This window comes from Sphingomonas sp. SKA58, from assembly GCF_000153545.1.
GTDB classification, from domain to species: Bacteria; Pseudomonadota; Alphaproteobacteria; order Sphingomonadales; family Sphingomonadaceae; genus Sphingobium; species Sphingobium soli.
The window spans coordinates 1,079,460-1,103,535 of record NZ_CH959306.1 but is presented as its reverse complement, the minus strand read 5'-3'; the positions used below and the strand labels follow the sequence as shown (position 1 = coordinate 1,103,535).

At 64.4% G+C, this 24,076-nt stretch carries 31 protein-coding genes; 17 read left to right on the top strand and 14 right to left on the bottom strand.

Annotation, left to right across the window (positions count from 1 at the left end):
* Positions 1–252: 252 nt before the first annotated feature.
* Genes SKA58_RS05930 through SKA58_RS05915 form a run of 4 tightly spaced genes read right to left on the bottom strand, consistent with a single transcriptional unit; the run spans position 253 to position 3,699 of the window.
* A complete protein-coding gene (locus SKA58_RS05930; protein WP_009821475.1) occupies positions 253–1,218 on the bottom strand; it encodes an extended-spectrum class A beta-lactamase SGM-1 in 966 nt (321 codons plus the stop codon).
* 9 nt (positions 1,219–1,227) lie between these two features.
* Positions 1,228–1,563 carry a 2Fe-2S iron-sulfur cluster-binding protein gene (locus tag SKA58_RS05925; protein WP_037542650.1) on the bottom strand — a complete coding sequence of 112 codons (336 nt, stop codon included), beginning with the start codon at positions 1,561–1,563 and terminating at the stop codon, positions 1,228–1,230.
* A gap of 16 nt (positions 1,564–1,579) precedes the next feature.
* Positions 1,580–2,668 carry a cysteine desulfurase family protein gene (locus tag SKA58_RS05920; RefSeq protein WP_009821473.1) on the bottom strand — a complete coding sequence of 363 codons (1,089 nt, stop codon included), beginning with the start codon at positions 2,666–2,668 and terminating at the stop codon, positions 1,580–1,582.
* Entirely contained in the window at positions 2,665–3,699 is a 1,035-nt protein-coding gene (locus SKA58_RS05915; RefSeq protein WP_009821472.1) for a cysteine desulfurase family protein, read from the bottom strand. Before SKA58_RS05915 ends, SKA58_RS05920 begins: the two co-directional genes overlap by 4 nt.
* 154 nt (positions 3,700–3,853) lie before the next feature.
* Here SKA58_RS05915 and SKA58_RS05910 point away from each other — a divergent pair, with 154 nt between their 5' ends.
* Positions 3,854–4,510: an alpha/beta hydrolase gene (locus SKA58_RS05910; RefSeq protein ID WP_009821471.1), complete on the top strand. Its 657-nt coding sequence runs from the start codon at positions 3,854–3,856 to the stop codon at positions 4,508–4,510.
* 102 nt (positions 4,511–4,612) lie between these two features.
* Here SKA58_RS05910 and SKA58_RS05905 read toward each other — a convergent pair whose 3' ends face one another.
* From SKA58_RS05905 to SKA58_RS05890, 4 genes are all read right to left on the bottom strand, one after another.
* Positions 4,613–5,161, bottom strand: coding sequence for a hypothetical protein (locus SKA58_RS05905; RefSeq protein WP_037542171.1), 549 nt, complete (start codon positions 5,159–5,161; stop codon positions 4,613–4,615).
* A 168-nt stretch (positions 5,162–5,329) separates the two neighbouring features.
* The gene (locus SKA58_RS05900) at positions 5,330–5,689 is read right to left on the bottom strand and encodes an STAS/SEC14 domain-containing protein (protein WP_232209371.1); all 360 of its coding nucleotides are present in this window, start codon (positions 5,687–5,689) and stop codon (positions 5,330–5,332) included.
* A 74-nt stretch (positions 5,690–5,763) separates the two neighbouring features.
* Positions 5,764–6,018, bottom strand: a complete 255-nt coding sequence (locus tag SKA58_RS05895; protein ID WP_009821467.1) for a hypothetical protein — start codon at positions 6,016–6,018, stop codon at positions 5,764–5,766.
* Positions 6,019–6,085: 67 nt separating this feature from the next.
* Positions 6,086–6,295 carry a hypothetical protein gene (locus SKA58_RS05890; protein ID WP_037542649.1) on the bottom strand — a complete coding sequence of 70 codons (210 nt, stop codon included), beginning with the start codon at positions 6,293–6,295 and terminating at the stop codon, positions 6,086–6,088.
* Positions 6,296–6,454: 159 nt separating this feature from the next.
* Here SKA58_RS05890 and SKA58_RS05885 point away from each other — a divergent pair, with 159 nt between their 5' ends.
* Both SKA58_RS05885 and SKA58_RS05880 read left to right on the top strand, forming a co-directional pair.
* A complete protein-coding gene (locus tag SKA58_RS05885) occupies positions 6,455–7,564 on the top strand; it encodes a sensor histidine kinase (protein WP_009821465.1) in 1,110 nt (369 codons plus the stop codon).
* A gap of 7 nt (positions 7,565–7,571) precedes the next feature.
* Positions 7,572–8,312: a LytR/AlgR family response regulator transcription factor gene (locus SKA58_RS05880; RefSeq protein ID WP_009821464.1), complete on the top strand. Its 741-nt coding sequence runs from the start codon at positions 7,572–7,574 to the stop codon at positions 8,310–8,312.
* Between the two features lie 3 nt (positions 8,313–8,315).
* Here the strand turns inward: SKA58_RS05880 and SKA58_RS05875 are convergent, their stop codons facing one another.
* Positions 8,316–8,507 carry a hypothetical protein gene (locus SKA58_RS05875; RefSeq protein ID WP_009821463.1) on the bottom strand — a complete coding sequence of 64 codons (192 nt, stop codon included), beginning with the start codon at positions 8,505–8,507 and terminating at the stop codon, positions 8,316–8,318.
* 105 nt (positions 8,508–8,612) lie between these two features.
* On the opposite strand from SKA58_RS05875, the gene rpiB reads away from it, so the two are divergent.
* The 4 genes from rpiB to SKA58_RS05855 all read left to right on the top strand — a co-directional run bounded on the left by rpiB (position 8,613) and on the right by SKA58_RS05855 (position 12,003).
* Entirely contained in the window at positions 8,613–9,050 is a 438-nt protein-coding gene (rpiB, locus tag SKA58_RS05870) for a ribose 5-phosphate isomerase B (protein ID WP_009821462.1), read from the top strand.
* A 12-nt stretch (positions 9,051–9,062) separates the two neighbouring features.
* Positions 9,063–10,382 (top strand): serine hydroxymethyltransferase, encoded by a 1,320-nt coding sequence (gene glyA, locus SKA58_RS05865; protein WP_009821461.1) that lies wholly within the window; start codon positions 9,063–9,065, stop codon positions 10,380–10,382.
* Positions 10,383–10,388: 6 nt separating this feature from the next.
* Positions 10,389–10,850, top strand: coding sequence for a transcriptional regulator NrdR (nrdR, locus tag SKA58_RS05860; protein WP_037542169.1), 462 nt, complete (start codon positions 10,389–10,391; stop codon positions 10,848–10,850).
* Between the two features lie 79 nt (positions 10,851–10,929).
* A complete protein-coding gene (locus tag SKA58_RS05855; protein ID WP_009821459.1) occupies positions 10,930–12,003 on the top strand; it encodes a TrmH family RNA methyltransferase in 1,074 nt (357 codons plus the stop codon).
* 8 nt (positions 12,004–12,011) lie between these two features.
* Here the strand turns inward: SKA58_RS05855 and SKA58_RS05850 are convergent, their stop codons facing one another.
* Positions 12,012–12,773, bottom strand: coding sequence for a competence/damage-inducible protein A (locus tag SKA58_RS05850; protein WP_009821458.1), 762 nt, complete (start codon positions 12,771–12,773; stop codon positions 12,012–12,014).
* Positions 12,774–12,851: 78 nt separating this feature from the next.
* Between SKA58_RS05850 and map the strand changes: the two genes are divergently transcribed.
* The 4 genes from map to SKA58_RS05830 all read left to right on the top strand — a co-directional run bounded on the left by map (position 12,852) and on the right by SKA58_RS05830 (position 16,909).
* Positions 12,852–13,679: a type I methionyl aminopeptidase gene (map, locus tag SKA58_RS05845; RefSeq protein WP_009821457.1), complete on the top strand. Its 828-nt coding sequence runs from the start codon at positions 12,852–12,854 to the stop codon at positions 13,677–13,679.
* Positions 13,680–13,915: 236 nt separating this feature from the next.
* Positions 13,916–14,254 (top strand): P-II family nitrogen regulator, encoded by a 339-nt coding sequence (locus tag SKA58_RS05840; RefSeq protein ID WP_009821456.1) that lies wholly within the window; start codon positions 13,916–13,918, stop codon positions 14,252–14,254.
* 88 nt (positions 14,255–14,342) lie between these two features.
* A complete protein-coding gene (gene glnA / locus SKA58_RS05835) occupies positions 14,343–15,755 on the top strand; it encodes a type I glutamate--ammonia ligase (protein WP_009821455.1) in 1,413 nt (470 codons plus the stop codon).
* A 104-nt stretch (positions 15,756–15,859) separates the two neighbouring features.
* Entirely contained in the window at positions 15,860–16,909 is a 1,050-nt protein-coding gene (locus tag SKA58_RS05830) for an NAD(P)H-dependent flavin oxidoreductase (RefSeq protein ID WP_009821453.1), read from the top strand.
* On the opposite strand, the gene SKA58_RS05825 is transcribed toward SKA58_RS05830, so the two are convergent.
* The gene (locus SKA58_RS05825) at positions 16,906–17,553 is read right to left on the bottom strand and encodes a histidine phosphotransferase family protein (RefSeq protein WP_031299033.1); all 648 of its coding nucleotides are present in this window, start codon (positions 17,551–17,553) and stop codon (positions 16,906–16,908) included. The genes SKA58_RS05830 and SKA58_RS05825 overlap by 4 nt on opposite strands.
* A 91-nt stretch (positions 17,554–17,644) precedes the next feature.
* Positions 17,645–18,046 carry a M67 family metallopeptidase gene (locus tag SKA58_RS05820; RefSeq protein ID WP_009821451.1) on the bottom strand — a complete coding sequence of 134 codons (402 nt, stop codon included), beginning with the start codon at positions 18,044–18,046 and terminating at the stop codon, positions 17,645–17,647.
* 17 nt (positions 18,047–18,063) lie between these two features.
* Between SKA58_RS05820 and SKA58_RS05815 the strand changes: the two genes are divergently transcribed.
* The 3 genes from SKA58_RS05815 (at position 18,064) to SKA58_RS05805 (ending at position 20,813) form a co-directional block, all read left to right on the top strand.
* Positions 18,064–19,017: an RluA family pseudouridine synthase gene (locus SKA58_RS05815; protein WP_009821450.1), complete on the top strand. Its 954-nt coding sequence runs from the start codon at positions 18,064–18,066 to the stop codon at positions 19,015–19,017.
* Between the two features lie 75 nt (positions 19,018–19,092).
* The gene (gene rpoH, locus SKA58_RS05810; protein WP_037542168.1) at positions 19,093–20,004 is read left to right on the top strand and encodes an RNA polymerase sigma factor RpoH; all 912 of its coding nucleotides are present in this window, start codon (positions 19,093–19,095) and stop codon (positions 20,002–20,004) included.
* A gap of 176 nt (positions 20,005–20,180) precedes the next feature.
* Complete coding sequence (locus tag SKA58_RS05805; RefSeq protein WP_037542643.1) at positions 20,181–20,813, top strand: glutathione S-transferase family protein; 633 nt, start codon at positions 20,181–20,183, stop codon at positions 20,811–20,813.
* A gap of 78 nt (positions 20,814–20,891) precedes the next feature.
* Here the strand turns inward: SKA58_RS05805 and SKA58_RS05800 are convergent, their stop codons facing one another.
* Entirely contained in the window at positions 20,892–21,629 is a 738-nt protein-coding gene (locus SKA58_RS05800; protein ID WP_037542641.1) for a Bax inhibitor-1/YccA family protein, read from the bottom strand.
* A 122-nt stretch (positions 21,630–21,751) separates the two neighbouring features.
* Here SKA58_RS05800 and thpR point away from each other — a divergent pair, with 122 nt between their 5' ends.
* Positions 21,752–22,309 (top strand): RNA 2',3'-cyclic phosphodiesterase, encoded by a 558-nt coding sequence (gene thpR, locus SKA58_RS05795; RefSeq protein ID WP_037542640.1) that lies wholly within the window; start codon positions 21,752–21,754, stop codon positions 22,307–22,309.
* A 15-nt stretch (positions 22,310–22,324) separates the two neighbouring features.
* Here thpR and SKA58_RS05790 read toward each other — a convergent pair whose 3' ends face one another.
* Entirely contained in the window at positions 22,325–22,870 is a 546-nt protein-coding gene (locus SKA58_RS05790) for a superoxide dismutase family protein (protein WP_009821445.1), read from the bottom strand.
* Between the two features lie 195 nt (positions 22,871–23,065).
* On the opposite strand from SKA58_RS05790, the gene SKA58_RS05780 reads away from it, so the two are divergent.
* Complete coding sequence (locus SKA58_RS05780) at positions 23,066–23,620, top strand: GbsR/MarR family transcriptional regulator (RefSeq protein WP_009821443.1); 555 nt, start codon at positions 23,066–23,068, stop codon at positions 23,618–23,620.
* A gap of 79 nt (positions 23,621–23,699) precedes the next feature.
* On the top strand, positions 23,700–24,071 hold the full coding sequence (locus SKA58_RS05775; protein WP_009821442.1) for a hypothetical protein: 372 nt from the start codon (positions 23,700–23,702) through the stop codon (positions 24,069–24,071).
* Positions 24,072–24,076: the final 5 nt, after the last annotated feature.

Sequence of the window (24,076 nt, the reverse complement as noted above, 5' to 3'; positions counted from 1 at the left end):
CGAGCGTTGTGCCTTAACCGACCATTCAAGCTAGTGCATCGTATTTACCGCAGGTCCAGCATGTTCGTTGCTAGTCGCTGGCGTCAGCCGTTTTCGCCCGCATCGCGGAATTGCAGCATAGAACCCCCTCGCTACCCCCACACCCCTCCGTCTGGCCTCTGGCCAGCCACCTCCCCTGCCAGGGGAGGATGAGGGGAGGTCCGGATGGGTGACGCTGGGATGGGCGCTAGAGTTCGGCCGCGCCCTCCCCCGCTATTCCAGGCCGCTCTTGCGCGCTTGCCCCACGAAGTTCAGCGCGGCGCGGGCGGCTTCGGCGATCGCGGCTTCGGCTTTCTTCGCGTCGATGGTTGGGCGGTCGAGATAGATGGCGAGGATATATTCCTCGCCGGTGGGGGACTTGACCAGCGCCACGTCATTATAGGCGGTGCCGCAGCTGCCGGTCTTGCTGCCCGAGGTCCAGCCTTCTGGCAGGCCGGCCTTGATGCGCTTGTCGCCGGTGCTGCTGGCGTTGAACCAGGCGCGCAGGCGGTCGGCGCTCTCCGCCTTCAGGTCGCGGAAGAAGAGGCGCGCCATCAGGCCCGCCATGGCGGCGGGCGTGGTCGTGTCGCGCGGGTCGCCTTCCGCATTTTCGTTGAGCGCGGGTTCAGTGCGGTCGAGCCGGGTGACGTCATCGCCATGGACGCGCATGAAGGCGGTCAGCCCTTCCGGCCCGCCCAGCATCGGCAGCAGCAGATTGGCGGCGCTATTGTCGCTGACCTCCACCGCCGCGCGCGCCAGTTCCTCCATCGACATGCGGCCGCGCTTGAGGTTCTTCTTCACCACCGGCGCGTAATCGAGCACATCCTCCTTGCCGAAGGGGATGGTCCCTTCCAGCCCGAACTTGCCGCCATCCGCGCCGGTCAGCACGGCGGCGGCCAGCGGCGCCTTGAAGGTCGAGCACATGGCGAACCGCTCGTCACGGTTGAAGCCCAAGAGCAGCGCGCCCTGCCGGTCGACCAGCGCGACGCCCAGGCGGCCGCCCGTCTCCTCCTCAATCTCCTTGGGATTGCGGACCTGCTCCAGCGCCGATTGCGGCACCAGATAGCGCGGCGCGGCGGGCATGAGATTGTCGAGATTGCCGGTCGGCGCGGGCTCCTGCGCCGGGGTCTTCTGACGGTCGGCGGCGGAGGCGGGCGCGGCGAGCAGCGCCAGGGCGCCAAGGGCGGTGACGATCTTCATGGGGCGGCCTTACATTCCCTGCATATTGTTGAATTCGCCCGGAATGCGGACGGTGAGGCTGTCCATCGCGGGATCAAGGACGATCTGGCAGGACAGGCGGCTGGTGCGCGTGGCGGCGGCGGCAAGATCGAGCATGTCTTCCTCATCCTCGCTGGCGCGGGGGAGCCGGGCGAAGTCGCCGGCGTCGACGATGACATGGCAGGTGGAGCAGGCCATCTGGCCCTCGCAGGTCCCCTCCAGCGGCTGGCCGGCGGCCTGCGCGACCTCCAGCAATACGGAACCCGCCGGCCCGTCGACCTCCTGCCGCCGCTCCCCGTCGGCGCTGATGAAGGTGACCCTGGTCATGATATGCGCTCCCTTGTCACGGCGCCGCTTGTGCGGCTGCCGCCTCATTCAACGCCCTTGCAGCCCTCTCCACCTCATCCGGCGTCGTGTAGCGGCCAAAGCCGATCCGCACCGATCCGCGCGCCTGAGCGTCGGTCAGCCCCAGCGCGCGCAGCACATGGCTAGGCCGCCCGGACCCGCTTGCGCAAGCGCTGCCGAGCGAAAAAGCAACATTGCGGCAATAAGACAACAGCCGCGCGCCGTCGATTCCGTCGCGGCGCAGGTTGAGATTGCCGGGGTAGCGGTGGGTGGCGCTGCCGTTGAGCGACCAGTCGGGAAGCAGGGTGCGGGCGAGCGATGCAAGGCTTTCGACATGGGTGCGGTCGGCGTCCGCCCGCTCGCGCATCAGCCGGGCGGCAGCGCCAAAGCCCGCGCACAGCGCCGGGGAGAGCGTGCCGGAGCGCAGCCCCCCTTCCTGCCCGCCGCCGTGGAGGAGCGGTGCGGGCCGAACGCCATCGCGCAGCCAGAGCGCGCCCACCCCCTTTGGCCCGTGGATCTTGTGCGCGCTGATCGCGATCATGTCGCAGCCATCGGGGATGGGCACGCGGCCATAGCCCTGCACCGCGTCGCACAGGAACAGCGCGCCAGCATCGCGCGCCAGTCTGGCAAGCGCCGCTGTCGGCTGGATCACGCCGATTTCATTGTTGACCAGCATCGCGGCGACCAGCGCCACGCCGGGGCGAATGACGGCGCGGGCCGCGTCCATGTCCACAAGGCCGTCGTCGTCCACCGGCAGGATCGTCACGTCCCGCCCCTGCCGCCGCATCGCCTCTACCGTATCGAGCACGGCGGCATGTTCGGTCGCGATTGTGACGATGCCGCCGGGCGGCGCACCCTGGATCGCGATGTTGAGCGCCTCGGTCGCGCCGGAGGTGAAGATCAGCCGGCCGCCGGGGGGCAGCAGGCGCGCAATCTCGTCGCGCGCGACTTCGACCTGCGCGGCGGCGGCGCGGCCGGGGCGATGGGCGCTGTGCGGATTGGCGAACTGGTCGCGCAGCAGCGGGACCATGGCGTCGAACACCTCAGGCGCGAGCGGTGTGGTCGCCTGATAATCGAGATAGATCATGACCGCGCCCGCTGCGCCATGGCGGTCCAGACGACAAGGAACCGGTCGACGTCGCCCTCGCTGGTCTGCGGGCCGAAGCTGACGCGGACCACTTCGCCGGCCTCTGCTTCGTCCCAGCCCATCGCGCCAAGGACATGGCTGGTCTTCAACGAGCCGGACGAACAGGCGCTGCCGGCGGACACCGAAATGCCCCGCATGTCGAACTGGATGAGCTGCGCGCGGGCCGACAGACCGGGCATGCGGTAGCTGGCGATGGTGGGGATGCGGGGTGCGGCGCGCGCGACGATCGTGCCGCCCGCAGCTTCTATCCCGGCGTCGAGGCGTGCGCGCAGGGCGGCGGCGCGGGGCAGCCAGTTGCTTTGCGCGTCGAGGGCCGCGGCCATGGCGAGAATGGCGGGGAGATTTTCCGTGCCTGCGCGATAGCCCTGTTCCTGTCCGCCTGTTGCGTCGATCAGGCCGAGGTCGCGGATCAGCAGCGCGCCGACGCCGGGGGGACCCCCGAATTTATGCGCGCTCACCGCGATCATGTCGGCGTCGGGCAGCGACAGCTTGCCGGCGCTCTGGGCGCAGTCTGCGAACAGAATCGCCTCGCCCCGCTCGATCCGGTCGAGCGGCTGGATCACGCCCGTCTCATTGTTGACATGCTGGATGGCGAGGATGGTCCCTCCTCCTTCGATCCGGGCGCAGACCCGGCCATCAGCGTCCACCGGCAGGCGATCCGCGTCCGGCGTCACGCGCAGCACGGCGTCATGCTCTACCGGCGAGGTCAGGATCCGGGCCGCCTTGGCGCGGGTGAGCGCGATGGCGATGGCCTCGCTCGCGCCCGACGTGAAGATGACAGGACCGTCCCACCCCAATGCGGCGGTAATGCGGGCGCGCGCATCCTCCAGCGCGGCGCGCGCGGCGCGGCCATCGGCATGGGGACTGGACGGGTTCGCCCAGGCGTCCAGCGCCGCGACCATGGCGTCGCGCGCCTGCGGCAGCATCGGGGTGGTGGCGGCGTGATCGAGATAAAGGCGGTCGGCGGCCAAGCGGCGTTACTCATTGATTGCGGAAATGGCGGCGGCTTCTATATAGGCGGTTTGCCGCGCCGCGCCAGCTTGGCCTGGCGTTTGCGCCGACCCTTTTCCCCGCTGTCCTGACCCTTGTCAAAGGAGCAGGCGGCCCAGAACGATAACAGGTGCCATGCCCGACGTCATTTTCCCCGGACCCGAAGGCCGTCTCGAAGGCCGTTTCAGCCCCCCGCCGCGCCCGCGCGCGCCGGTCGCGATGATCCTGCATCCCCATCCGCAGGGCGGCGGCACGATGAACGACCGGATCACCCAGGCGCTCTACAAGACATTCGTAAAGCGCGGCTTTGCCGTGCTGCGCTTCAACTTCCGTGGTGTTGGTCGCAGCCAGGGGACGTTCGACAATGGCGTGGGCGAATTGTCCGACGCGGCCGCCGCGCTCGACTGGGTGCAGAGCTTCCACCCCGAAGCGCAGACGACCTGGATCGCCGGCTTTTCGTTCGGCGCGTGGATTGGCATGCAGTTGCTGATGCGCCGCCCGGAAATTCGCGGCTTCATCTCGGTCGCGCCGCCCGCCAACATGTATGATTTCTCGTTCCTGGCCCCCTGCCCGTCCAGCGGCATCATCGTGCAGGGCACGTCGGACGAAGTGGTGACGGCAAGCGCCGTGCAGAAACTGGTCGACAAGCTGCGCACGCAAAAGGGCATCACCATCCATCATGACGAGATTCGCGGCGCCAATCACTTTTTCGAGCATGAGCTCGACCAGCTGATGAAGTCGGTCGACAATTATCTGGACATGCGCCTGTCGCCGGATTCGCCGATCCGCTGATCCGCCGGGCGAAGCCCGATACGCAAAAGGGCGCGATGGCCATGTGGCCGCCGCGCCCTTTTTGCTGCCCCGCGCTCCCCCCGAAGCGCCGAACGGCAACGATCAGTTGGCCTTGCTCATGTCCACCTTTTCCACCCACTCGGGATAAAAGGTCGGCTCGCGGTTGGACCAGCCCGCAGCGGTCGCAGCGGCTTCGCTGATCGACTGAAGCAGTGTACGGCGCTTTTCGGGGTGAAGGTGCGGCAGGCTGGCCGCCGCGCAGAAGGCGCCGGGAAGCCAGGGCCGCGATCCCGCGCCGAGCAGCCGTTCATACAGGAAGCGATAGGCCGAAAAGCTGCCGATACGATCCTGTCCGAGATCGAAGGCGGAAATCGTGACCAATGGGGCCATGAAGGGTTCAGCCTGTTCCAGGCCGCTGTCGTCAGGCACGCGCATCTTGATTTCGTCGAGACGCCCGTAGATGCGGGCTTGCGCCCGGATCGAGGCTTCCTCGACCAGGTCGCGCGACCATAGTTTCATCGCGTCGCGGCGACGAAGACCGATGTCAAGCGATCGACGGATATAGCGTTGCGTTGCAGACGGGAAACTCGCGAATTCGCGCAATTCCGCCAAGGTGACGGCGCCATCTGCTGGTCTTGCACTCGTGCCCATAGTCTTGCCCTCCGACTTGAAGTCGTACGACAGACTATGCGCCCTCCATGGTTACCGAAGGCTTAAGCGCCTATTCTGCCGCCGTTCACAAGGGATCAGATTTGGTTGTGCAGCGCAACATGAAAATCGGCGTTTGCGACAAATGGATGACGGTTGCGCCAATAGGGATCAGGCGACTGCGGCGACATCCTGCGTCAGCCAGGCAAAGGCCGTGTCGGCCCGGTCGAAAATTTGGAGATAGGACTGCGTCATTTCGCGTTGCACCTGCAGTCGCGCAAGCGCGCTGGCCGTAACGATGGCGATGCGTCGCGCCTGAGGGAAGCCGGCAAAATGGGTTCGGAACATGGCCAGAGCATTTTGCGGTTGAATGGCGCTTCGGCTCATGTCCATCCGTAATAGATAGCCCGGATAGAATCCGTGACGATCAAATTCGGTCCAGCAAGCGCGTGCGTAGGCTGCGACATCGTTCACGGTAAAATGGCGATGCCATGCCACGTCCATCAGGCGCAGGTCAGGACGAAACGTCAAGGCATAATGACAATCGGGCATTACGGCGAACTCCAGCTTCGCGCGTCAATGCCTTATAAATCTTAGCAAATGCCTTAAGCGCCGACCCGGCCCGCCAAGGCCGCGCCGATCATGCTGCGCCAGATCGCCACATCTCCGGCATTCGCCATTTGCGTATCAGGCTCTCGCAAGGTGTGGAGGATGGCATAGGCATCCTCCACATGATCGGGCCATGCCGCGTCGACCGCGCTCGATGCGTGGGCATCCTGCCCTTCGCCATTCAAGCTCAAATGGCGGCCAGCCAGAACCCGGGCAATCCGCTCCACGGCGGGCGTGCAGGATGTCGGCATCGAACGGGTCACTCCTCTCGTTATTTCTCTCGTCGTCGCATGATAGCATCAATATCCGCCACCGCCATCAATCCTCTTCGCGGTAGCCGGACGAGGGCACCGGATCGCCCTTGTCGCCCGAGCGCGCGGTCGAGGGCGGATCAGATGCGTCCATCGAATCCTTAAGCCCCTCGTCCAGCTTTTCGTTCGCGGTGATGATATGGTCCTGATGATCGGTTTCGCGATCGTCGCGCGCTTCCTCGCGGCTGTTGGGGCGAATGTCGGTCTTGTCGCTCATGTCACTCTCCTTCCGCGCGCCCATAGCGCGCTTTCAAGGAGTCAACGATGGGTGGGAAGCGCGGTTCCGCTGTTGATCGTTCGACCAACATGCATCGCGGTTCGACCAGCTACCAGGGCATGGGGCGACAATTTGTACCGAGAGCGATAGACAGGAACCATGACTTTGTTTCCCGAAGACGGCGAACGCGGCGTTTCCCCCGCGATCGCGCTCTATTCCATTCTGGGCTTCTGGCTGTTCTACACAATGTTGGTCAGCCTGCGCGCCGCGGTGGTGGGCTTTGAATCGCAGATGGAGATGGCCGCCCGCCGCATGGTGGTGGCGATCATCGGCATCATCATCACCTGGGTGCTCTATCTGGTGCTGCGCCGCTTCGATGCGCGGCCCCTGGCGCTGCGGATCGTCGCCGCCTTCTCGCTCGCCGCGCCCTTCGCGCTCGCGATGGCCGCGACCAACTATTATATGTTCAACGTCTATGACCCCACGATGTTCGCCGATGCCGAGATGCAGAAAAAGGCGGTCGAGGAAAATTATGCACTGATCAGCATCGTCGAGGATGCGATCAGCCGCTTCTTCTTCCTGTCCGCATGGGCGGGGCTTTACCTTGCCCTTTCCTACGCCAGCGAAGCACGCCGCGTGGAGCGCCGCGCCGCCCGGCTCGAGCGCGCAGCGCAGCAGGCCGAATTGCGCTCGCTACGTTATCAGGTGAACCCGCATTTCCTCTTCAACACGCTCAATTCGCTCTCCTCGCTGGTGATGAAGGACCGGCGCGACGAGGCCGAGCAGATGATCATGTCGCTCAGCAATTTCTATCGCACCAGCCTGACCGGCGATCCGCTCGACGATGTGCCGCTGGCGGAGGAAGTGCATCTCCAGAAACTCTATCTGGATATTGAGGGGGTGCGTTTCCCCGACCGTCTGAAGACGGTGATCGACATTCCGCCGACGCTGCTGACCGCCTGCGTTCCGGGGCTGATCCTGCAACCGGTGGTCGAAAATGCCATCAAATATGGCGTGTCGCGCACATCCCGGCCCGTGGAGATCCGGATTACCGCACGCGAGGATGGCGACCTGATGCACATCAACGTCACCGACGATGGCCCCAATCCGCCCGGCGACGCGGACGGCGGCAACGGCATCGGCCTCGCCAATGTGCGCGACCGGCTGACCGCCCGCTTTGGCGATAGCGGGCGGATCGTCTATGGTCCGCGCGAGGCGGGCGGCTTTGCCGTGCTGCTGACCCTTCCCATCCTTCGCAAGGGGTGCTGAACGCATCATGTCCATCCGCACGATGATCGTCGATGACGAACCGCTGGCGATCGAGCGGTTGCAGATGCTGTGCGCGCGCGAACCGCGCATCGCCCTGGTCGGCACCGCCAGCGATGGCGAGGCGGCGCTGCGCTTGATCGAGGGGTTGAAGCCCGACCTTGTCATGCTGGACATCGCGATGCCGTTGCTGGACGGCATCGGTGTCGCGCGGGCAGTCGGGCGGATGGGTATGCGCCCCGCGGTCATTTTCGTGACCGCCTTCGAAGGCTTCGCGGTCGAGGCGTTCGACCTGGCGGCGGTCGACTATATGCTGAAACCCGTCGCGCATGATCGTTTGTCGCGCGCTATCGACCGGGTGGAGGCGGCGCTACGCAACCGCCTGCCCGAAGGCGAGGCCGCTGCCGAGCCGCAACCGGAATGGGCGGAGGAATTCTGGGTGCCGCACCGGTCCGAACTGATCCGCCTCGCCACCGACCAGATCGACCGAATCGAGGCGGAACGCGATTATATGCGCCTGCATGTCGGGCAGCACAGCTATTTGCTGCACCAGACGATCAGTTCGCTGGAGGAAAGGCTGGACCCGCAGCAGTTCGTCCGCCTGCACCGGTCGCATATCGTGCGGCGCGACCATATCGCGCGGCTGCGCCATGACGGCAGCGGCGTGTGGTTCGCGGCGCTGGCGGACGGAGGCGAGATAAGGATCGGCCGCACCTTCCTGGCCAATGCGCGGGCGATGACGGGACGCTGAGCCTCAGCGCGTTTCCAGCAGACGCGCGTCCGGACCCGGCAGCGCCATGATCGCGACATTGGCGAACATGACAAGGCCTGCGATGATCATCAGCGCGCCGCGTTTGCGATCGCCCCTGCGCGCGATGGCGTAAATGCCGCCGCCCGTCAGCAACACGCCCGCAAGCATCAGGATGGAAAGAAGGGTGCCGGCCATGAAGCGATGCCATAAGCGGCAAGCTGGACTGTGGCAATTGCGGCCTTGTCCTCCTATGAGGCGCGCAGACCCGAATCACCCGCAGGTGAAGGACCGTTGCAGCCCATGAACATCGCCATCGCTTCCGATCATGCCGCCGTCGAATTGAAGGCGGAACTGGCGCAGTGGCTGCGCGCGGAAGGTCATCTGGTCGAGGACCTGGGGCCGGCGACCGCCGACCGGGTGGATTATCCCGATTATGGTTACAAACTTGCGACGGCGATCGCATCGGGCGCGGCCGACCGCGGCATCGCGCTGTGCGGATCGGGCATCGGCATCTCGATCGCGGTCAATCGCAACCCTGCCTGCCGGTGCGCGCTGGTCGGCGAGCCGCTGTCGGCCGCCCTTTCACGCGAGCATAATGACGCCAACGTCCTGGCCATGGGCGCGCGCCTGACCGGCGTGGACATGGCCAAGGCCTGCGTAACCGCATTCCTGACCACCGAATTTGGCGGCGGACGTCATGCCGGCCGCGTGGACAAACTCTCCCAGCCTGCGCTCTGAAAGGATCCTGCGATGAGCACCGACACCCTCTCCCCCCCCGCCCTGTCGGACATTCGTTCGGAAGGCTATTTCACCCGCAGCCTGGCGGACGCCGATCCCGCCGTGTTCGGCGGCGTGCAACAGGAATTGAAGCGCGAGCAGACGCAGATCGAGCTGATCGCATCGGAAAACATCGTGTCGAAAGCGGTGCTGGAGGCGCAAGGCTCGGTCTTCACCAACAAATATGCCGAAGGCTATCCGGGCAAGCGCTATTATCAGGGCTGTGCCCCATCCGACGTGGTGGAACAGCTCGCCATCGACCGCGCGAAAGAGCTGTTTGGCTGCAACTTCGTCAACGTCCAGCCGCATTCGGGCGCGCAGGCCAATGGCGGCGTCATGCTGGCGCTGGTGAAGCCGGGCGAGACGATCATGGGCCTCAGCCTGGACGCCGGCGGCCACCTGACCCACGGGTCCAAGCCCAGCATGTCGGGCAAATGGTTCAACGCCGTTCAATATGGCGTGCGCGAGGACACGCATCTGATCGACTATGACGATGTCGAGCGGCAGGCGATCGAATGCCAGCCAAAGCTGATCATCGCGGGCGGCAGCGCCTATCCGCGCCAGATCGACTTCGCCCGCTTCCGCGCCATCGCGGACAAGGTCGGCGCGCTGTTCATGGTCGATATGGCGCATTTCGCAGGCCTGGTCGCCGGCGGCGCGCACCCGTCGCCCTTCGGCCATGCCCATGTCGTGACGACGACTACGCACAAGACGCTGCGCGGCCCGCGTGGCGGCATGATCCTGACCGATGACGAGGCGATCGCCAAGAAGATCAATTCGGCCATCTTCCCCGGCCTTCAGGGCGGCCCGCTGATGCATGTCATCGCCGCCAAGGCGGTGGCTTTCGGCGAAGCGCTGCGCCCCGAATTCAAGACCTATGCGCAGCAGATCGTCACCAACGCCCGGGCGCTGGCGACGAAGCTGGAGCAGCGCGGGCTGGCGGTCATTTCCGGCGGCACCGACACGCATCTGGCGCTCATCGACCTGCGCCCCTACGGCATTTCGGGCAAGGACGCGGACGAGGCGCTGGAGCGCAGCTTCATCACCTGCAACAAGAATGGCGTGCCGGGCGACCCGCTGCCGCCGACCAAGACCAGCGGCATCCGCGTGGGTTCACCCGCCGGCACGACGCGCGGCTTTGGCGTGGCGGAGTTTGAGGCGATTGGCGACATGATCGCCGACGTGCTGGAGGGGCTGCGCGATCATGGCGAAGAAGGCGACGCGACCGTCGAGGCCAATGTCCGCGAGCGCGTTGCGGCGCTGTGCGCGCGCTTCCCCATCTACGAAGGATAAGCCCGCTTGCGCTGCCCCTTCTGTGCCCATGAAGACAGCCAGGTGAAGGACAGCCGGCCGACGGAGGATGGCGCCGCCATCCGCCGTCGCCGCCAGTGCGAGGCGTGTGGCGCACGCTTCACCACCTTCGAGCGCATCCAGTTGCGTGACATCTGGGTGGTGAAGAGCGAGGGCCGCAAGGAAGCGTTCGACCGGGACAAGCTGGCCCGGTCGGTTGGCATCGCCTGCCGCAAGCGACCGATCGACCCCAGCCGGCTGGAGAAGCTCATTTCCGGCATCCAGCGCCAGCTTGAAACCAGCGGCGATGGCGAAGTCCCCGCGCGCGCGATCGGCGAAATGGTGATGGAAGGGCTGAAACGCCTCGACAGCGTCGCCTATATCCGCTTCGCCAGCGTCTACAAGGACTTCACCGACGCCAAGGATTTCGAGGAGTTTGCAGGGACGGTGAAGGAGGTGGGGCGTGATTGACATGGCTCGGCACCTCACTCCGTTCGGCCTGAGCGAAGTCGAAGGCCTCGACCGAGCGAAGCGAGGTCACTAACCCGGCATGGCCTTCTACAGCTACATTCTTCGCTGCGCCGACGGTTCATACTGCACCGGCCACACCGACGACCTTGAAGCTCGCTTCGCCGCCCATCAATCCGGCGCGATCAAGGGCTATCCATCCAGGCGCCTGCCCGTCGAACTGATGTGGTCTGCCGAGTTCGCCACCCGTGCCGAAGCCATGGAAAGCGAATTGCAGATCAAGGGCTGGTCTCGCGAGAAGAAGGAGGCGCTGATCGCTGAAGATTGGGCCAAGTTGAAGCAAACCGCAATATCACATACTTCGCCTCCGCTCAGTGACGCCCTTCGACTTCGCTCAGGGCGAACGGAAGGTGAGGCCGCGGCTAATATCGAGACTATGCCCACGCCAACTCCCGTCATCGTCCTCGTCCGCCCGCAATTGGGTGAGAATATCGGCAAGGCGGCGCGGGCCATGCTGAATTTCGGGTTGACCGAAATGCGGCTGGTGAGCCCACGCGACGGCTGGCCCAATCCCGATGCCGGGCCGGCGGCGGCGGGCGCGGACGTCGTGCTGGACGGCGCGCAGGTCTATGAGACGCTGGCCGATGCGGTTGCGGATTGCGCCCATGTCTATGCGACCACGGTGCGCAAGCGCGGCGTGACAAAGCCGGTGGTGACGCCGGAGGAAGCGGCGCGCGAAATCCATGGCGCGACGGGGCGCAGCGCGTTCGTCTTCGGCCCGGAACGATCGGGCCTGGAAACCGACGACGTCGCGCTCGCGCGCAAGATCCTGACCGTGCCGATCAACCCCGACTTCGGATCGCTCAATCTGGCGCAGGCCGTGATCCTGTGCGCCTATGAATGGTCGAAGCAAGCCACACTGGCGCAGCCCACGGTCACGGACCTGGGCGAACCCGCGCCGCAGGACGAACTGGAAGGGATGATTGGCCAGTTCGAGACGCTGCTGGAAGGCGCGGGCTATTTCTTCCCGCCCGATCGCGCGCCCGCGACCAAGCGGACGCTGCGCAACCTGTTGACCAAGCCGGGCTGGAATCATCTGGAGGTACGGACCTTGCGCGGCGTATTGTCCGCACTGGGCAATCCGCGCGCCCGCTGACCCGCCGATCAGATGCCGCCGGGATGCACCGGCCAGCCGCCCTGCTCCAGCGCGTCGGTCAACGCGGATACGCAAGCGTCCAGCCGCGCCTGATCGGTCGAGCGCACCACGAAATTCGCGCCAGTCCGGCCTTCGCGAAAAAAAGGATAGCTGCCGATCTGGCACCCCTCATGCGCCCGTTCGGTCTTGCCCAGCAGGTCGGCAACCTCGCTTTCGGCGACCCAGCAGCCGATCGTCGTCGCCAGCAGCGGGCTGCCTCCCTCCAGCGTGCCGGTCAGCGCTTCGAGCATGCCGGCGGTGATCGAAGGCACGCCGGCCATGATGAAGATATTGCCATGCTGGATGCCCGGCGCGCCCGACATGCGGTTTTCAATCAGGCTCGCCCCATCGGGCACGCGCGCCATGCGCAGCCGCGCGTCAGTGAGGCCGCCGCGCGTTTCATAATAAAGTTCGAGCACCGCGCGCGCTTTAGGATGAATGACGACACCGACGCCCAACGCCGCCGCGATGGCATCGACGGTGATGTCGTCATGCGTGGGGCCGATGCCCCCGGTGGTGAACAGATAGTCATTGCGCGCGCGCAGGATGTTGACCGCTTCGACAATGGCGGGCTGATCGTCGGCGACGACGCGCACCTCGGCCAGCCTGATGCCTTGGACATTGAGCCATGTGGCGATCTGCGCCACATTCCTGTCCTGCGTACGCCCCGACAAAATTTCATCGCCGATGACGATCAGGGCGGCGGTCCAGGTGCGGTTGGGATCAGGCATGGCGCGGTCATAGCCGTGCCCGCGCGCCCTGCCTAGACGCCCCTCGCATTATGGCGTTCGAGCGCCTATAATCGTCCCATGACCGACTATATGACGATGACGGCCGATGCGCCTGTGACCCGATCGACCGCGATCAAGCTGCATGACGAATCCGGCTTTGCCGGCATGCGCAAGGCCGGGCGGCTGGCGGCCGAGATACTCGATGCGCTGGTGCCCCATGTCGTGCCCGGCGTCACCACCGGCGAGCTGGATGATATCGTCCGCCGCATGACGCTGGAAGGCGGCGGCGTGCCCGCGACGCTGGGCTATCGTGGCTATACGCACAGCTGCTGCATCAGCCTGAACAATGTCATCTGCCACGGCATTCCGGGCGATACGAAGATCAAGGACGGCGACATCCTCAACATCGACGTCACGCCGCAGGTCGATGGCTGGCATGGCGATACCAGCCGGATGTATATTGCCGGCGACGCACCAATCAAGGCGCGCCGGCTGGTCGAGATCACCTATGAATGCCTGATGCTGGGGATCGAGCAGGCGAAGCCCGGCAATCATCTGGGCGACATCGGCCATGCGATCCAGCGCTTTGCCGAAAAGCACCGCTATGGCGTGGTGCGTGATTTCTGCGGCCATGGCCTGGGCCGGGTGTTCCACGACAGCCCGGAGGTGGTGCATATCGGCCGCCCCGGCACCGGCCCCGAACTGCGCCCCGGCATGTTCTTCACCATCGAACCGATGATCAACATCGGCAAGCCCAATGTGCGCATGCTGGATGATGGCTGGACCGCGGTGACGCGCGACCGCAGCCTTTCCGCGCAATTCGAACATAGTATCGGCATCACCGAAACCGGGTGCGAGATTTTCACGCAAAGCCCGGCCGGTCTGAACTGCCCGCCCTATCAGTGATCGCCAGCTGCCCGTTTATTGGGCAGCACGACAGGATATTGCCCGGATTGTGGGCAATATGGACAAAGATTGCTGCATCGCCGAAAGCAGTCCTAGCGATTCGCCAGTTGGCACGGTAATTGATAGCGATGAGGGACGGACACCAGCCTTGCGGGGGCATGGGATCGTCGCTTGAGGAGAGGCGTGGAGGCACCGCCCTGCATGTCGGGGCGCGTCATGGGTTGGGATTATTTGCGATGAAGAAGATCGAGGCGATCATCAAGCCGTTCAAGTTGGACGAGGTGAAGGAAGCGCTGCACGAGGTGGGCGTGTCGGGCATCACCGTTACCGAAGCCAAGGGATTTGGTCGGCAAAAGGGGCATACCGAACTGTATCGCGGCGCGGAATATGTGGTCGATTTCCTGCCCAAGGTGAAGCTGGAGGTAGTCGTCGACGACTCCGTGGCCGATCGTGTGGTGGAGGCGATTTCGGCTGCGGCCCAGACCGGGCGGATCGGCGACGGCAAGATCTTCATTTCCAACATCGAAGGCGCGGTGCGCATCCGTACCGGCGAGCGCGATAGCGACGCGATCTAATATTGCGGCCGGTCCCGGCGCGGACCGGCCGGCCAGGCATCAACAAACCCCTTCGGGGGGGGTTTTTCTGAAAGAAGGGCAAGCGCATATGGCCAACACGCCAAAAGACATCCTGAAGATGATCGAGGAACAGGAGATCGAATGGGTCGATGTCCGCTTCACCGATCCCAAGGGCAAGTGGCAGCACCTGACCATGGTGTCGAGCGTGCTTGGCGAGGATGAACTGACCGACGGCCTGATGTTCGACGGTTCGTCGATCGAGGGTTGGAAGGCGATCAACGAATCGGACATGATCCTCAAGCCCGACCTGGACGCTGTCTATGTCGACCCGTTCAGCGCGACGCCCATGCTGATCATTTTCTGCGACATTGTCGAGCCGGACACCGGTGAGTTGTACAGCCGCGATCCTCGTTCGACCGCCAAGCGCGCGGAAGCCTTCGTCAAGTCGGCCGGGTTCGGCGACACGGTCTATGTCGGGCCGGAAGCCGAATTCTTCATGTTCGACGATGTGCGTTTCGAAAATGATTACTCGCAGAGCTATTTCAAGATCGACGACATCGAATTGCCGACCAACACCGGCAAGGAATATGAAGGCGGCAATCTGGGCCACCGTCCGCGCGCCAAGGGTGGTTATTTCCCCGTCGCGCCGGTCGATCCGTGCACCGACATCCGCGCCGAAATGGTCAGCACCATGCTGGAAATGGGCCTGCCCTGCGATAAGCACCACCACGAAGTCGCCGCCGCGCAGCACGAGCTGGGCCTGACGTTCGGTACGCTGGTCCAGACCGCCGACCGCATGCAGATCTACAAGTACGTCGTGCAGATGGTGGCGCAGGCCTATGGCAAGACGGCGACCTTCATGCCCAAGCCGATCGCGCAGGACAATGGCAGCGGCATGCACACGCATATGTCGATCTGGGAAGGCGGCAAGCCGCTGTTCGCGGGCGACGGCTATGCGGGCCTCAGCGAGACCTGCCTCTACTTCATCGGCGGCGTCATCAAGCATGCCAAGGCGCTCAATGCCTTCACCAACCCGACCACCAACAGCTACAAGCGCCTGGTGCCGGGCTTCGAAGCGCCGGTGCTGCTCGCCTATTCGGCGCGCAACCGTTCGGCCTCCTGCCGTATTCCCTATGGCGCGGGCGCCAAGGCTAAGCGCGTGGAGTTCCGCTTCCCCGACGCGATGGCGAACCCGTATCTGTGCTACGCCGCGCTGCTGATGGCGGGCCTCGACGGTATCGAGAACAAATTCCATCCGGGCGCCGCGATGGACAAGAATCTCTATGACCTGCCGCCAGAAGAGCTGAGCCAGGTGCCAACCGTCTGCGCATCGCTGCGCGAGGCGCTGACCAGCCTGGAAGCCGATTACGAATTCCTGCTCAAGGGCGATGTCTTCACCAAGGATCAGATCGAAGCCTATATCGAACTGAAATGGCCCGAAGTCTATCGTTGGGAAATGGCCCCGTCGCCGGTCGAATTCGACATGTATTACAGCGCCTGATCCTTTCCCAGGCGTTGTGAAGAGAAGCCCGGCCGCGTGAGCGGTCGGGCTTTTTTTGTGATCGGGTGGTTGTTCAGTCGGGGCAGCCATCTCACATCGGCGTGATGACCCCGCTCGCACCGCTCGGCCTCGCCGTCCCCGTCATCCAAGCGCCGATGGCGGGCGTCTCCTCGCCCGAAATGGCCGCCGCGGTCAGCAACGCCGGCGCATTGGGCTCGATTGCGGTGGGCGCGGTCGACGCAGACCAGGCTCGGGCGATGATCGCCGCTGTCGCCGCGCGCACCGATCGCCCCTTCAACGTCAACCTGTTCGCCCACCAGCCGGCAAAGCCGCGCCCCGATGTTGAGGCGCAATGGATCGCAGCCATGGCGCCGTTATTCGCCCGCTTCGATGCCAAGCCGCCCTCGCCGCTTCGCGAAATCTATCGCAGCTTCGCGGAGGATGACGCGATGCTGGCCATGCTGGTCGAGGCCCGGCCGGCGGTCGTCAGCTTTCATTTCGGCCTGCCGGACGACCGACGCATTGCCCGGCTGAAGTCGGCCGGGTGCCTCCTTGCCGCCAGCGTCACGAATGTAGCCGAGGCACAGGCGGCGAGACGCGCCGGCATCGACCTGCTCGTGGCGCAAGGCTATGAGGCCGGCGGGCATCGTGGCATGTTCGACCCCACGCTGCCTGATGGGCGATTGGGCACGCTGGCGCTGACCCGACTGCTGGTCGCGCAGTCCGGCATTCCGGTCATCGCGGCGGGCGGGATCATGGACGGGCGCGGCGTCCGAGCGGCGCTGGACCTGGGCGCCGTAGCGGCGCAGATGGGCACGGCCTTCATCGCCTGCCCCGAAAGCCAGGCCGACGTCGCCTATCGTGCGGCGCTCTTTAGCGATGCCGCCTATGATACGGTCATGACCCGCGCCTTGTCCGGCCGACCCGCGCGCTGCCTGCGCAACGCCTTTGTCGATTGGGGCGAAGGGGTGGCGAACGCGCCGCCCGACTATCCGATCGCCTATGATGCGGGCAAGGCGCTGCACCAGGCGGCCAAGGCCCACGGCGAAACCGGCTTTGGCGCGCAATGGGCGGGACAGGGGGCGCCATTGGCGCGATCCATGCCGGTCGCAGAGCTGATAGCGACGATCGCGGCGGAAATGGGCGCAGCTTAGCCCGGTATCACCGCCCCGAACAGCAGGGTCGGCTCGCCGGCGGGCGAAAGCACGATCTGGCCGCCAGCCTCCATCACCAGCTGGCGCACCATCCAGGCGGCGGCGGTGCGGGATGCAAGCCCTTCGATCGGCAGCGTGCCGGCCAATGCGGCGCGCAGGTCGGGGTCAAGCACCAGCTTTGGCCCTTCGGCACGCACGACGATTTCGGTGACGCCGGGCCGCGTTTCCGCGCCGATGTCGAGCTGCCCACCGCGCACCAGCGCGTCGCCCGCGATCAACGCCAGGTTGAGGAGGATCTTGGCCGCCAGCTTGCCGAGCATCTGTTCATCGACCATCCAGCCGACCTTGACCCGGCCAGCCCCGGCAAACATGCCCTCGATCGCGACCTTGGCCTCATGCGGCGGAACCGCCTCGCCAAAGCCGCCGGCCGATCCAAAGGCCAGGCGGAAGAATTTCAGCTTGTTCGCCGATGTCCGCGCGCTGTCTCCCAACAGATCCAGGCAGCGCTCGCGCATCGCCGGATCGGTTTCGTCCGCCATCAGTTCCAGCCCGTTGTTGAGCGCGCCGACCGGGCTCAGCAGGTCGTGGCACAACCGCGAACAGAGAAGGCTGGCAAATTCGATGCTGTCGGTCGGGTTGGTCATGCGGATGCGGATCGCCAATGCTGGAAGATGGGAATGTTCGGCTAATGCGCCGCCCCGCCCCCCGATGCAACCCCGACTCGCCGCCTTTCCGTCACCTTATGTCGAGCATCGCTTCGGCAAATCGCACCGCGCCGCCCTCGCCCGGCCCGGCGATCCACAACCGCGCTACGTCACCCGCGACGATCAGCCAGAGCGTGCCATCGGGCGCAGCGCACGCGGCATCGGTCGCCGATGGGACAGCCACCCCGGATGGGTGTGAGTGATAATGGCCGATGACGGCCGGACCTGCGTCCCGCGCGGCGCGATGGGCTGCGATCAGCACGGCCGGATCCAGTTCAAAATGCCGGGACGGATCGGGCGCGACATTGGCGGCCGGGCGGATCGCATCGATGCGGCCCGCAGCGCCCAGCAGCATTCCGCACACCTCGTTGCGATCGGCCGCGCACAAGGCCCTGATTTGCGCCAGCACGCCTCTTGCTATCTCGACCTTCATGCCTATCTCCCTAGCCAATGGTCCTGGGGGATTCCATCATCGAAGCGACAATCGGCCCGGCGCAGCATGGACTGCGGCTGGATCGCGCCCTGGCGGACCTGTTGCCTGACCTGTCGCGCGAGCGGCTGAAAACGCTGATTGGCGATGGCCAGGTGCATTCGGCGCCGGTCGGCAGGATCAGTGGGTCGATGAAGGTGGCTGAGGGCCAGCGCTTCACCATCACCCTACCCCCGCCGGTGCCATTGGACACGGTGGCGCAGGATATCCCGCTGACCATCGTGCATGAGGACGCCGACCTGCTGGTGGTCGACAAGCCCGCGGGCTTGGTCGTCCATCCCGCCGCTGGCAATCTGGACGGCACATTGGTCAATGCGCTGCTGCATCATTGCGCGGGGCAATTGTCAGGGATTGGCGGCGTCGCGCGGCCGGGGATCGTCCATCGCATCGACAAGGATACGTCGGGGCTGCTGGTGGTGGCCAAGACGGACAGGGCGCATGAAGGGCTGGCGCGCCAGTTCAAGGATCACAGCATCGAACGGGCCTATGCGGCGATCACCTATGGCATCCCCGTTCCACCGGCCGGCACCGTCGATAGCTGGATCGGCCGGTCGGACGCTGATCGAAAGAAGATGGCGGTTCATCGGGAAGGACGCGGCAAACATGCCGTGACTCATTATCGCACGCTGGACAGGCTGCGTGGCGCGGCGCTGGTGGAATGTCGGCTGGAAACCGGCCGCACCCATCAGGTCCGCGTCCATATGGCACATATCGGGCACCCCTTGATCGGCGACCCGGTTTACGGTAGAGAAAGAAAAGGTTTCAAATCAATACTGGAAACGCTGGGTTTCAGAAGGCAGGCATTGCACGCCAGAATGTTGGGGTTCATACATCCGGTAACGGACGAACCGCTTATGTTCGAAAGTGCACTTCCTGCCGATGTGCAGGAACTGTTAAGCGCGCTTCACGTATAGGTTTTGACAAGTTTGCGACGGCGCCTGTGACGCCTCTTCTGGGTCCCGCCGCGCATGAAAGGGAAAGGTGACGACATGGCCAAGAGCAATGTCCCCGCGGTTCCGGCGCTGGGCGGTGAAGCCAGCCTCAACCGCTATCTATCGGAAATTCGCAAATTTCCGCTGTTGACGCCCGAGCAGGAATATATGCTCGCAAAGCGCTATCAGGAACATCAGGATCCTGAGGCTGCTGCGCAGCTTGTAACCTCGCACCTGCGGCTGGTGGCCAAGATCGCCATGGGCTATCGTGGCTATGGCCTGCCGGTCAGCGAGTTGATCAGCGAAGGCAATATCGGCCTGATGCAGGGCGTGAAAAAGTTCGAGGCAGACCGTGGCTTCCGCCTGGCGACCTACGCCATGTGGTGGATTCGTGCGTCGATCCAGGAATTCATCCTGCGGTCGTGGAGCCTGGTGAAAATGGGCACGACCGCCGCGCAGAAGAAGCTGTTTTTCAATCTGCGCCGGATGAAGAACAATATCGAAGCGTTCGAGGATGGCGACCTGCGCCCCGAGGATGTCACGAAGATCGCGACCGATCTTGGCGTCAGCGAGGATGATGTCATCTCCATGAATCGTCGCATGGCGATGGGCGGCGATACGTCGCTCAACGTGCCAATGCGTGAGGATGGCGAGGGGCAGTGGCAGGATTGGCTGGCCGACACCGATCCGTTGCAGGACGAGCGTGTCGCCGACGAGCAGGAAAAGGTTCAGCGTCACGACATGCTGGTTGAGGCGATGGATGACCTCAACGACCGCGAAAAGCATATCCTGGCCGAACGCCGCCTGGCCGAAGAACCCAAGACGCTGGAGGAATTGAGCCAGGTCTATGGGGTCAGTCGGGAACGCGTCCGCCAGATCGAGGTGCGGGCGTTCGAAAAGCTGCAAAAGGCGATGATGCGGATCGCCGGCGGGCGGCTGGACAAGCTGGCGCGGTTGGCGACGGCCTGATCGAACCAAAATCTTACCAGAAAGGCCCCGGAGCGATCCGGGGCCTTTTTTTGCGCCCGTTTAAGCCCCTCCTTCGCTCCTGCCGCCCGATGCGGCGATGATGCTGGCGCAAACAGATGGCGCCGACCATCCGGTTGCGCCATTCTGCCGCCCTCATGAATCACGGGAGCATCGCAATGGCCCTGGACCTTACGCTCTACACCAATCCCATGTCGCGTGGGCAGATCGCCCGCTGGATGCTGGAGGAGGTTGGCGAAGCCTATGACACCATCCTCCTCGGTTACGACGACGGCAGCATGAAGGCCGCCGATTATCGCGCGATCAATCCGATGGGCAAGGTTCCCGCGATTGTGCATGGCGGGCGGGTCGTCACGGAATGTGCGGCCATTTGCGCCTATCTGGCTGACGCCTTCCCCGACGCCGGCCTTGCGCCGCCGCTGGACGCGCGCGACGCCTATTATCGCTGGCTGTTCTTTGCCGCCGGGCCGGTCGAGGCCGCTGTCACGAACAAGGCCCTGGGCTTCGTCGTGCCGGAAGGACGAGAGAAGATGGCAGGATATGGCAGCTTCGACGGCGCGATCGACGCATTGGAAATGGCGGTGTCGGGTGATGCATGGATTTGCGGCGAGCAATTCACCGCTGCCGACGTCTATGTGGGGGCGCAAGTAGACTGGGGCCTCGCCTTCGAGTCGATCCCGTCCCGCCCTGCATTCGAAGCCTATGCCAGCCGGTTGCGGGAACGCCCCGCCTATCAGCGGCAGAAGGAAATCGACAACGCCCTGATCGCGGAGATGCAGAAGGAAGGGTGATACCCCCTGTCGTCCCACAACGAAAAAGGCCCGGCGGGATCGTCCCGCCGGGCCTTCCTGTTTGATTGAAATGTGCGGTCAGTCGCGGCTGCCGCCCATGAAGCGCAGCAGGAACAGGAACATGTTGATGAAGTCGAGATAGAGGTTCAGCGCCCCCATGATGACCGACTTGCCCATCATGTCGGTGCCGGCGACATGCGCGTAGATGCTCTTGATCTTCTGCGTGTCATAGGCAGTGAGGCCCGCGAACAGCAGCACGCCCAGGAAGCTGATCACCAGATCCATCGCGCTGGAGCGCAGGAACAGGTTGATGAGGCTGGCGACCAGAAGGCCGACAACGCCCATGATCAGGAACGTGCCGAAACCCGACAAGTCCTTCTTGGTCGTGTAGCCCCACAGGCTGAGGCCCGCAAATGCGGCGGCGGTCGCGAAGAAGGTCTGTGCGATCGACGTTCCGGTATAGACCAGGAAGATTGACGAGAGCGACAGGCCCATCACGGCGGCATAGACCCAGTAAAGCGCCTGGGCCGTCGCCGTCGAGAGCCGGTTGATGCCGAAGCTCAGCACCATCACGAAGGCCAGCGGGGCAAACATGATGATATATTTGAGGATGCCCGGCCCGGCGAGCACCTGATAGGCAAGACCGCTCGACGCGAACAGCAGAGCGACGATGCCGGTCAGCAACACGCCGCTCGCCATATAATTATAGACCGAGAGCATATAGCGGCGCAGCCCGGCGTCGAACGCCTCGCCGCGTGCGGCAGTGGCGTTGCCAAAACCCGCAACGCCGGATCGGGGGTCGGACCAGTTGGCCATGAAATTCATCTCCTTTGCCGGCGTTCGTCGCCGGTCCCTTCATTATCGGCCCTAATGGCGGCGACTTCAAGCCAAACCGGAACGGATATGGCACATTGGGCGCGCAGGGCTATAGTCCGCCGATGCATCGTCTGTTTATCGCCATCCGTCCGCCCGCAGCGATACGGGCCCGCTTATTGTCGTTGGCCGGCGGCGTGGAGGGGGCGCGGTGGCAGGATGACGAGCAACTGCACCTGACTTTGCGCTTCATAGGAGAGGTGGACCGGCATCGGGCCAACGACCTGGCCGATCTGCTCGGCGCTATCCGTTTCACGCCCTTCGATGTGCGGATCGAGGGGGTGGGCAGTTTCGACCGCAGGGGCGTTGTCGATACGTTATGGGCTGGCGTGCAGCCACGCGAACCGCTGGCGCAACTCCATCGCAAGGTCGATCGCGCCTGCGTCCGCGCGGGGCTTGCGCCGGAGGGACGCGCCTATCTGCCGCATATAACATTGGCCCGGTTCGGGCGGAGAGGCGCAATGGTCGATGGCTTCCTGGCCGTTCATGCCGGACTGTCGACGCCCGCCTTCCGTATCGATGGCTTCACCCTGTTCGAAAGCCGCCTGGGACATGATGGCGCGCGCTACCAGGCGGTGGCGGATTATCATGGCGATGGCGGGGATATGTGCCCCGCCATCTGAGGATGTGAAGGGCGCTCAGCCGGCCTTCAGCACGCCGCATGCCACGCGGCCGCCGGCATTGCCGGCCGGATCGCTCATATTGTCATCGGCTTTCGCGTGAATGACCACCGCCGCGCCATCGGTGTCCAGCAACGGCATGGAGCCGGTCGAAATCAGGCCGCCGGGCACGACATATTCCAGTTCGCCCATGCCGTCCGACCCCGCCATCATATTGGGCATGTCACCCATATGCTTGCCGGCCGGATTGTCCGCGCCATGCTGACGGTTGGTCGGGTTCCAATGGCCACCGGCGCTGGTGAAGTCGGGCGGGGTGCACATGCCGGTCGTGTGGATATGGACGGCGTGCATGCCCGGCGTCAGCCCCTGCGCCTTTACCAGGACATGCAGCCCGTCGGCCGCTTCGGTCACAGTCGCGGTGCCGCGCGCGCTGCCGTCGCCGGCCATGAGCTTGGTACTGGCCATCGGCGCTTCGGCCGGCATGGCAGCGTCCGTGCCGGTGGTGGCGCAGGCGGACAGGGCGGCGCCCAGCGGCAGGACGAGCATGACAGGCAGGATTTTCATGAGCAAATCTCCAAGGACAGAAGGCAAATCTCATAGGCGAACGCGGCAGGCCGCCCTTTGTTGCCGATGCGAACCGATTTGTCACGGGCGCATGCCTTTTGCCGGACGCCGACACCGAAAGCGACAAATGCACGCGATTTCCGCTTGCGGGCGCCCATTCCTTCCGTTATTTCTGTCTTTACAGAAAGGAACATCATGCCACTGCTTGACCATCCCGATGCCAAGGCGTTCCTGCTCCATTGGGGCGAGATGGGGACGCAGTGGGGCGTCAACCGGTCGGTGAGCCAGGTGCATGCCCTCCTCTACCTGTCGGACCGGCCCCTTCCAGCGGACGAGATTGTCGACCAGCTTGGCCTCGCCCGCTCCAACGTATCGACGGCACTCAAGGAATTGCAGTCCTACGCCATCGTCCGGCGCGTCCATGTCGAGGGCGACCGGCGCGACCATTTCGTAGCGGAACTGGACCTGTGGGAAATGCTCACCCGCATCGCGGCCGAGCGCAAGCGGCGCGAGATCGACCCGACCATCGCGCTGCTTAATGAATTGGCCCAACGCCTGGCCAAGGACGCCACCTGCCCGCCCCATGTGCGCGAACGCATCACCCGCATGCACGAGTTCCTGTCCACCCTGGGCAATTGGTATGAGCAGATGCGCGTGCTGCCCAAGCCCACATTGGTCGCGCTGATGAAGCTGGGCGGCAAAGTCGTCCGCTTCCTGCCCGGCGGGACGAAGGATGCGAATAGCGGCTAACGCCGACGTGGTACCCGTTTTCACACCCATGGATTTCTGAATTTACCGAAATTACGGAATATTTGAAAGGAGACGCATCATGGTCGAGACTGCCTATGCCCTCTATCTGGGAATCACCATCGGGATCACCATCTGGGTCGCGCGCACCCTGTCCAAAAATGGCGAAGTGTTTCTGGTCCAGTGTTTCGGCCATAATGCGCAGCTGGCGCGGTCGACCAATCACCTGCTGGTCGTCGGCTTCTACCTCGTCAATATCGGCTTCATCACCCTGACGCTGAGCCTGGGCAAGGAACCCGTCACCTATGCAGACGCGATCCGTTTCCTGAGCGGCAAGGTCGGTCTGGCCGTTATCGTGCTGGGCGGCATGCACTTTTTCAACATGGGCGCGATCGCGCATTTCGGGCGCAAGGTGAATGGCTGGCTGACCAACGGCCATCCGCAGGCCGCTTGACACGC

Coding starts and splice junctions, on each gene's coding strand:
- SKA58_RS05875 (WP_009821463.1), bottom strand. CDS start 8,507: ATGGCCGGCACCCTTCTTTCCATCCTGATGCTTGCGGGCGTGTTGCTG.
- SKA58_RS05890 (WP_037542649.1), bottom strand. CDS start 6,295: ATGAGCGACAAGACCGACATTCGCCCCAACAGCCGCGAGGAAGCGCGC.
- SKA58_RS05925 (WP_037542650.1), bottom strand. CDS start 1,563: ATGACCAGGGTCACCTTCATCAGCGCCGACGGGGAGCGGCGGCAGGAG.
- glnA (WP_009821455.1), top strand. CDS start 14,343: ATGGCCAACACGCCAAAAGACATCCTGAAGATGATCGAGGAACAGGAG.
- SKA58_RS05790 (WP_009821445.1), bottom strand. CDS start 22,870: ATGAAAATCCTGCCTGTCATGCTCGTCCTGCCGCTGGGCGCCGCCCTG.
- SKA58_RS05840 (WP_009821456.1), top strand. CDS start 13,916: ATGAAGAAGATCGAGGCGATCATCAAGCCGTTCAAGTTGGACGAGGTG.
- SKA58_RS05930 (WP_009821475.1), bottom strand. CDS start 1,218: ATGAAGATCGTCACCGCCCTTGGCGCCCTGGCGCTGCTCGCCGCGCCC.
- SKA58_RS05825 (WP_031299033.1), bottom strand. CDS start 17,553: ATGACCAACCCGACCGACAGCATCGAATTTGCCAGCCTTCTCTGTTCG.
- SKA58_RS05775 (WP_009821442.1), top strand. CDS start 23,700: ATGGTCGAGACTGCCTATGCCCTCTATCTGGGAATCACCATCGGGATC.
- rpoH (WP_037542168.1), top strand. CDS start 19,093: ATGGCCAAGAGCAATGTCCCCGCGGTTCCGGCGCTGGGCGGTGAAGCC.
- SKA58_RS05815 (WP_009821450.1), top strand. CDS start 18,064: ATGGTCCTGGGGGATTCCATCATCGAAGCGACAATCGGCCCGGCGCAG.
- SKA58_RS05895 (WP_009821467.1), bottom strand. CDS start 6,018: ATGCCGACATCCTGCACGCCCGCCGTGGAGCGGATTGCCCGGGTTCTG.
- thpR (WP_037542640.1), top strand. CDS start 21,752: ATGCATCGTCTGTTTATCGCCATCCGTCCGCCCGCAGCGATACGGGCC.
- SKA58_RS05780 (WP_009821443.1), top strand. CDS start 23,066: ATGCCACTGCTTGACCATCCCGATGCCAAGGCGTTCCTGCTCCATTGG.
- SKA58_RS05820 (WP_009821451.1), bottom strand. CDS start 18,046: ATGAAGGTCGAGATAGCAAGAGGCGTGCTGGCGCAAATCAGGGCCTTG.
- SKA58_RS05805 (WP_037542643.1), top strand. CDS start 20,181: ATGGCCCTGGACCTTACGCTCTACACCAATCCCATGTCGCGTGGGCAG.
- SKA58_RS05800 (WP_037542641.1), bottom strand. CDS start 21,629: ATGGCCAACTGGTCCGACCCCCGATCCGGCGTTGCGGGTTTTGGCAAC.
- SKA58_RS05850 (WP_009821458.1), bottom strand. CDS start 12,773: ATGCCTGATCCCAACCGCACCTGGACCGCCGCCCTGATCGTCATCGGC.
- glyA (WP_009821461.1), top strand. CDS start 9,063: ATGAGCACCGACACCCTCTCCCCCCCCGCCCTGTCGGACATTCGTTCG.
- rpiB (WP_009821462.1), top strand. CDS start 8,613: ATGAACATCGCCATCGCTTCCGATCATGCCGCCGTCGAATTGAAGGCG.
- map (WP_009821457.1), top strand. CDS start 12,852: ATGACCGACTATATGACGATGACGGCCGATGCGCCTGTGACCCGATCG.
- SKA58_RS05855 (WP_009821459.1), top strand. CDS start 10,930: ATGGCCTTCTACAGCTACATTCTTCGCTGCGCCGACGGTTCATACTGC.
- SKA58_RS05905 (WP_037542171.1), bottom strand. CDS start 5,161: ATGGGCACGAGTGCAAGACCAGCAGATGGCGCCGTCACCTTGGCGGAA.
- SKA58_RS05920 (WP_009821473.1), bottom strand. CDS start 2,668: ATGATCTATCTCGATTATCAGGCGACCACACCGCTCGCGCCTGAGGTG.
- SKA58_RS05910 (WP_009821471.1), top strand. CDS start 3,854: ATGCCCGACGTCATTTTCCCCGGACCCGAAGGCCGTCTCGAAGGCCGT.
- SKA58_RS05880 (WP_009821464.1), top strand. CDS start 7,572: ATGTCCATCCGCACGATGATCGTCGATGACGAACCGCTGGCGATCGAG.
- SKA58_RS05885 (WP_009821465.1), top strand. CDS start 6,455: ATGACTTTGTTTCCCGAAGACGGCGAACGCGGCGTTTCCCCCGCGATC.
- SKA58_RS05830 (WP_009821453.1), top strand. CDS start 15,860: ATGACCCCGCTCGCACCGCTCGGCCTCGCCGTCCCCGTCATCCAAGCG.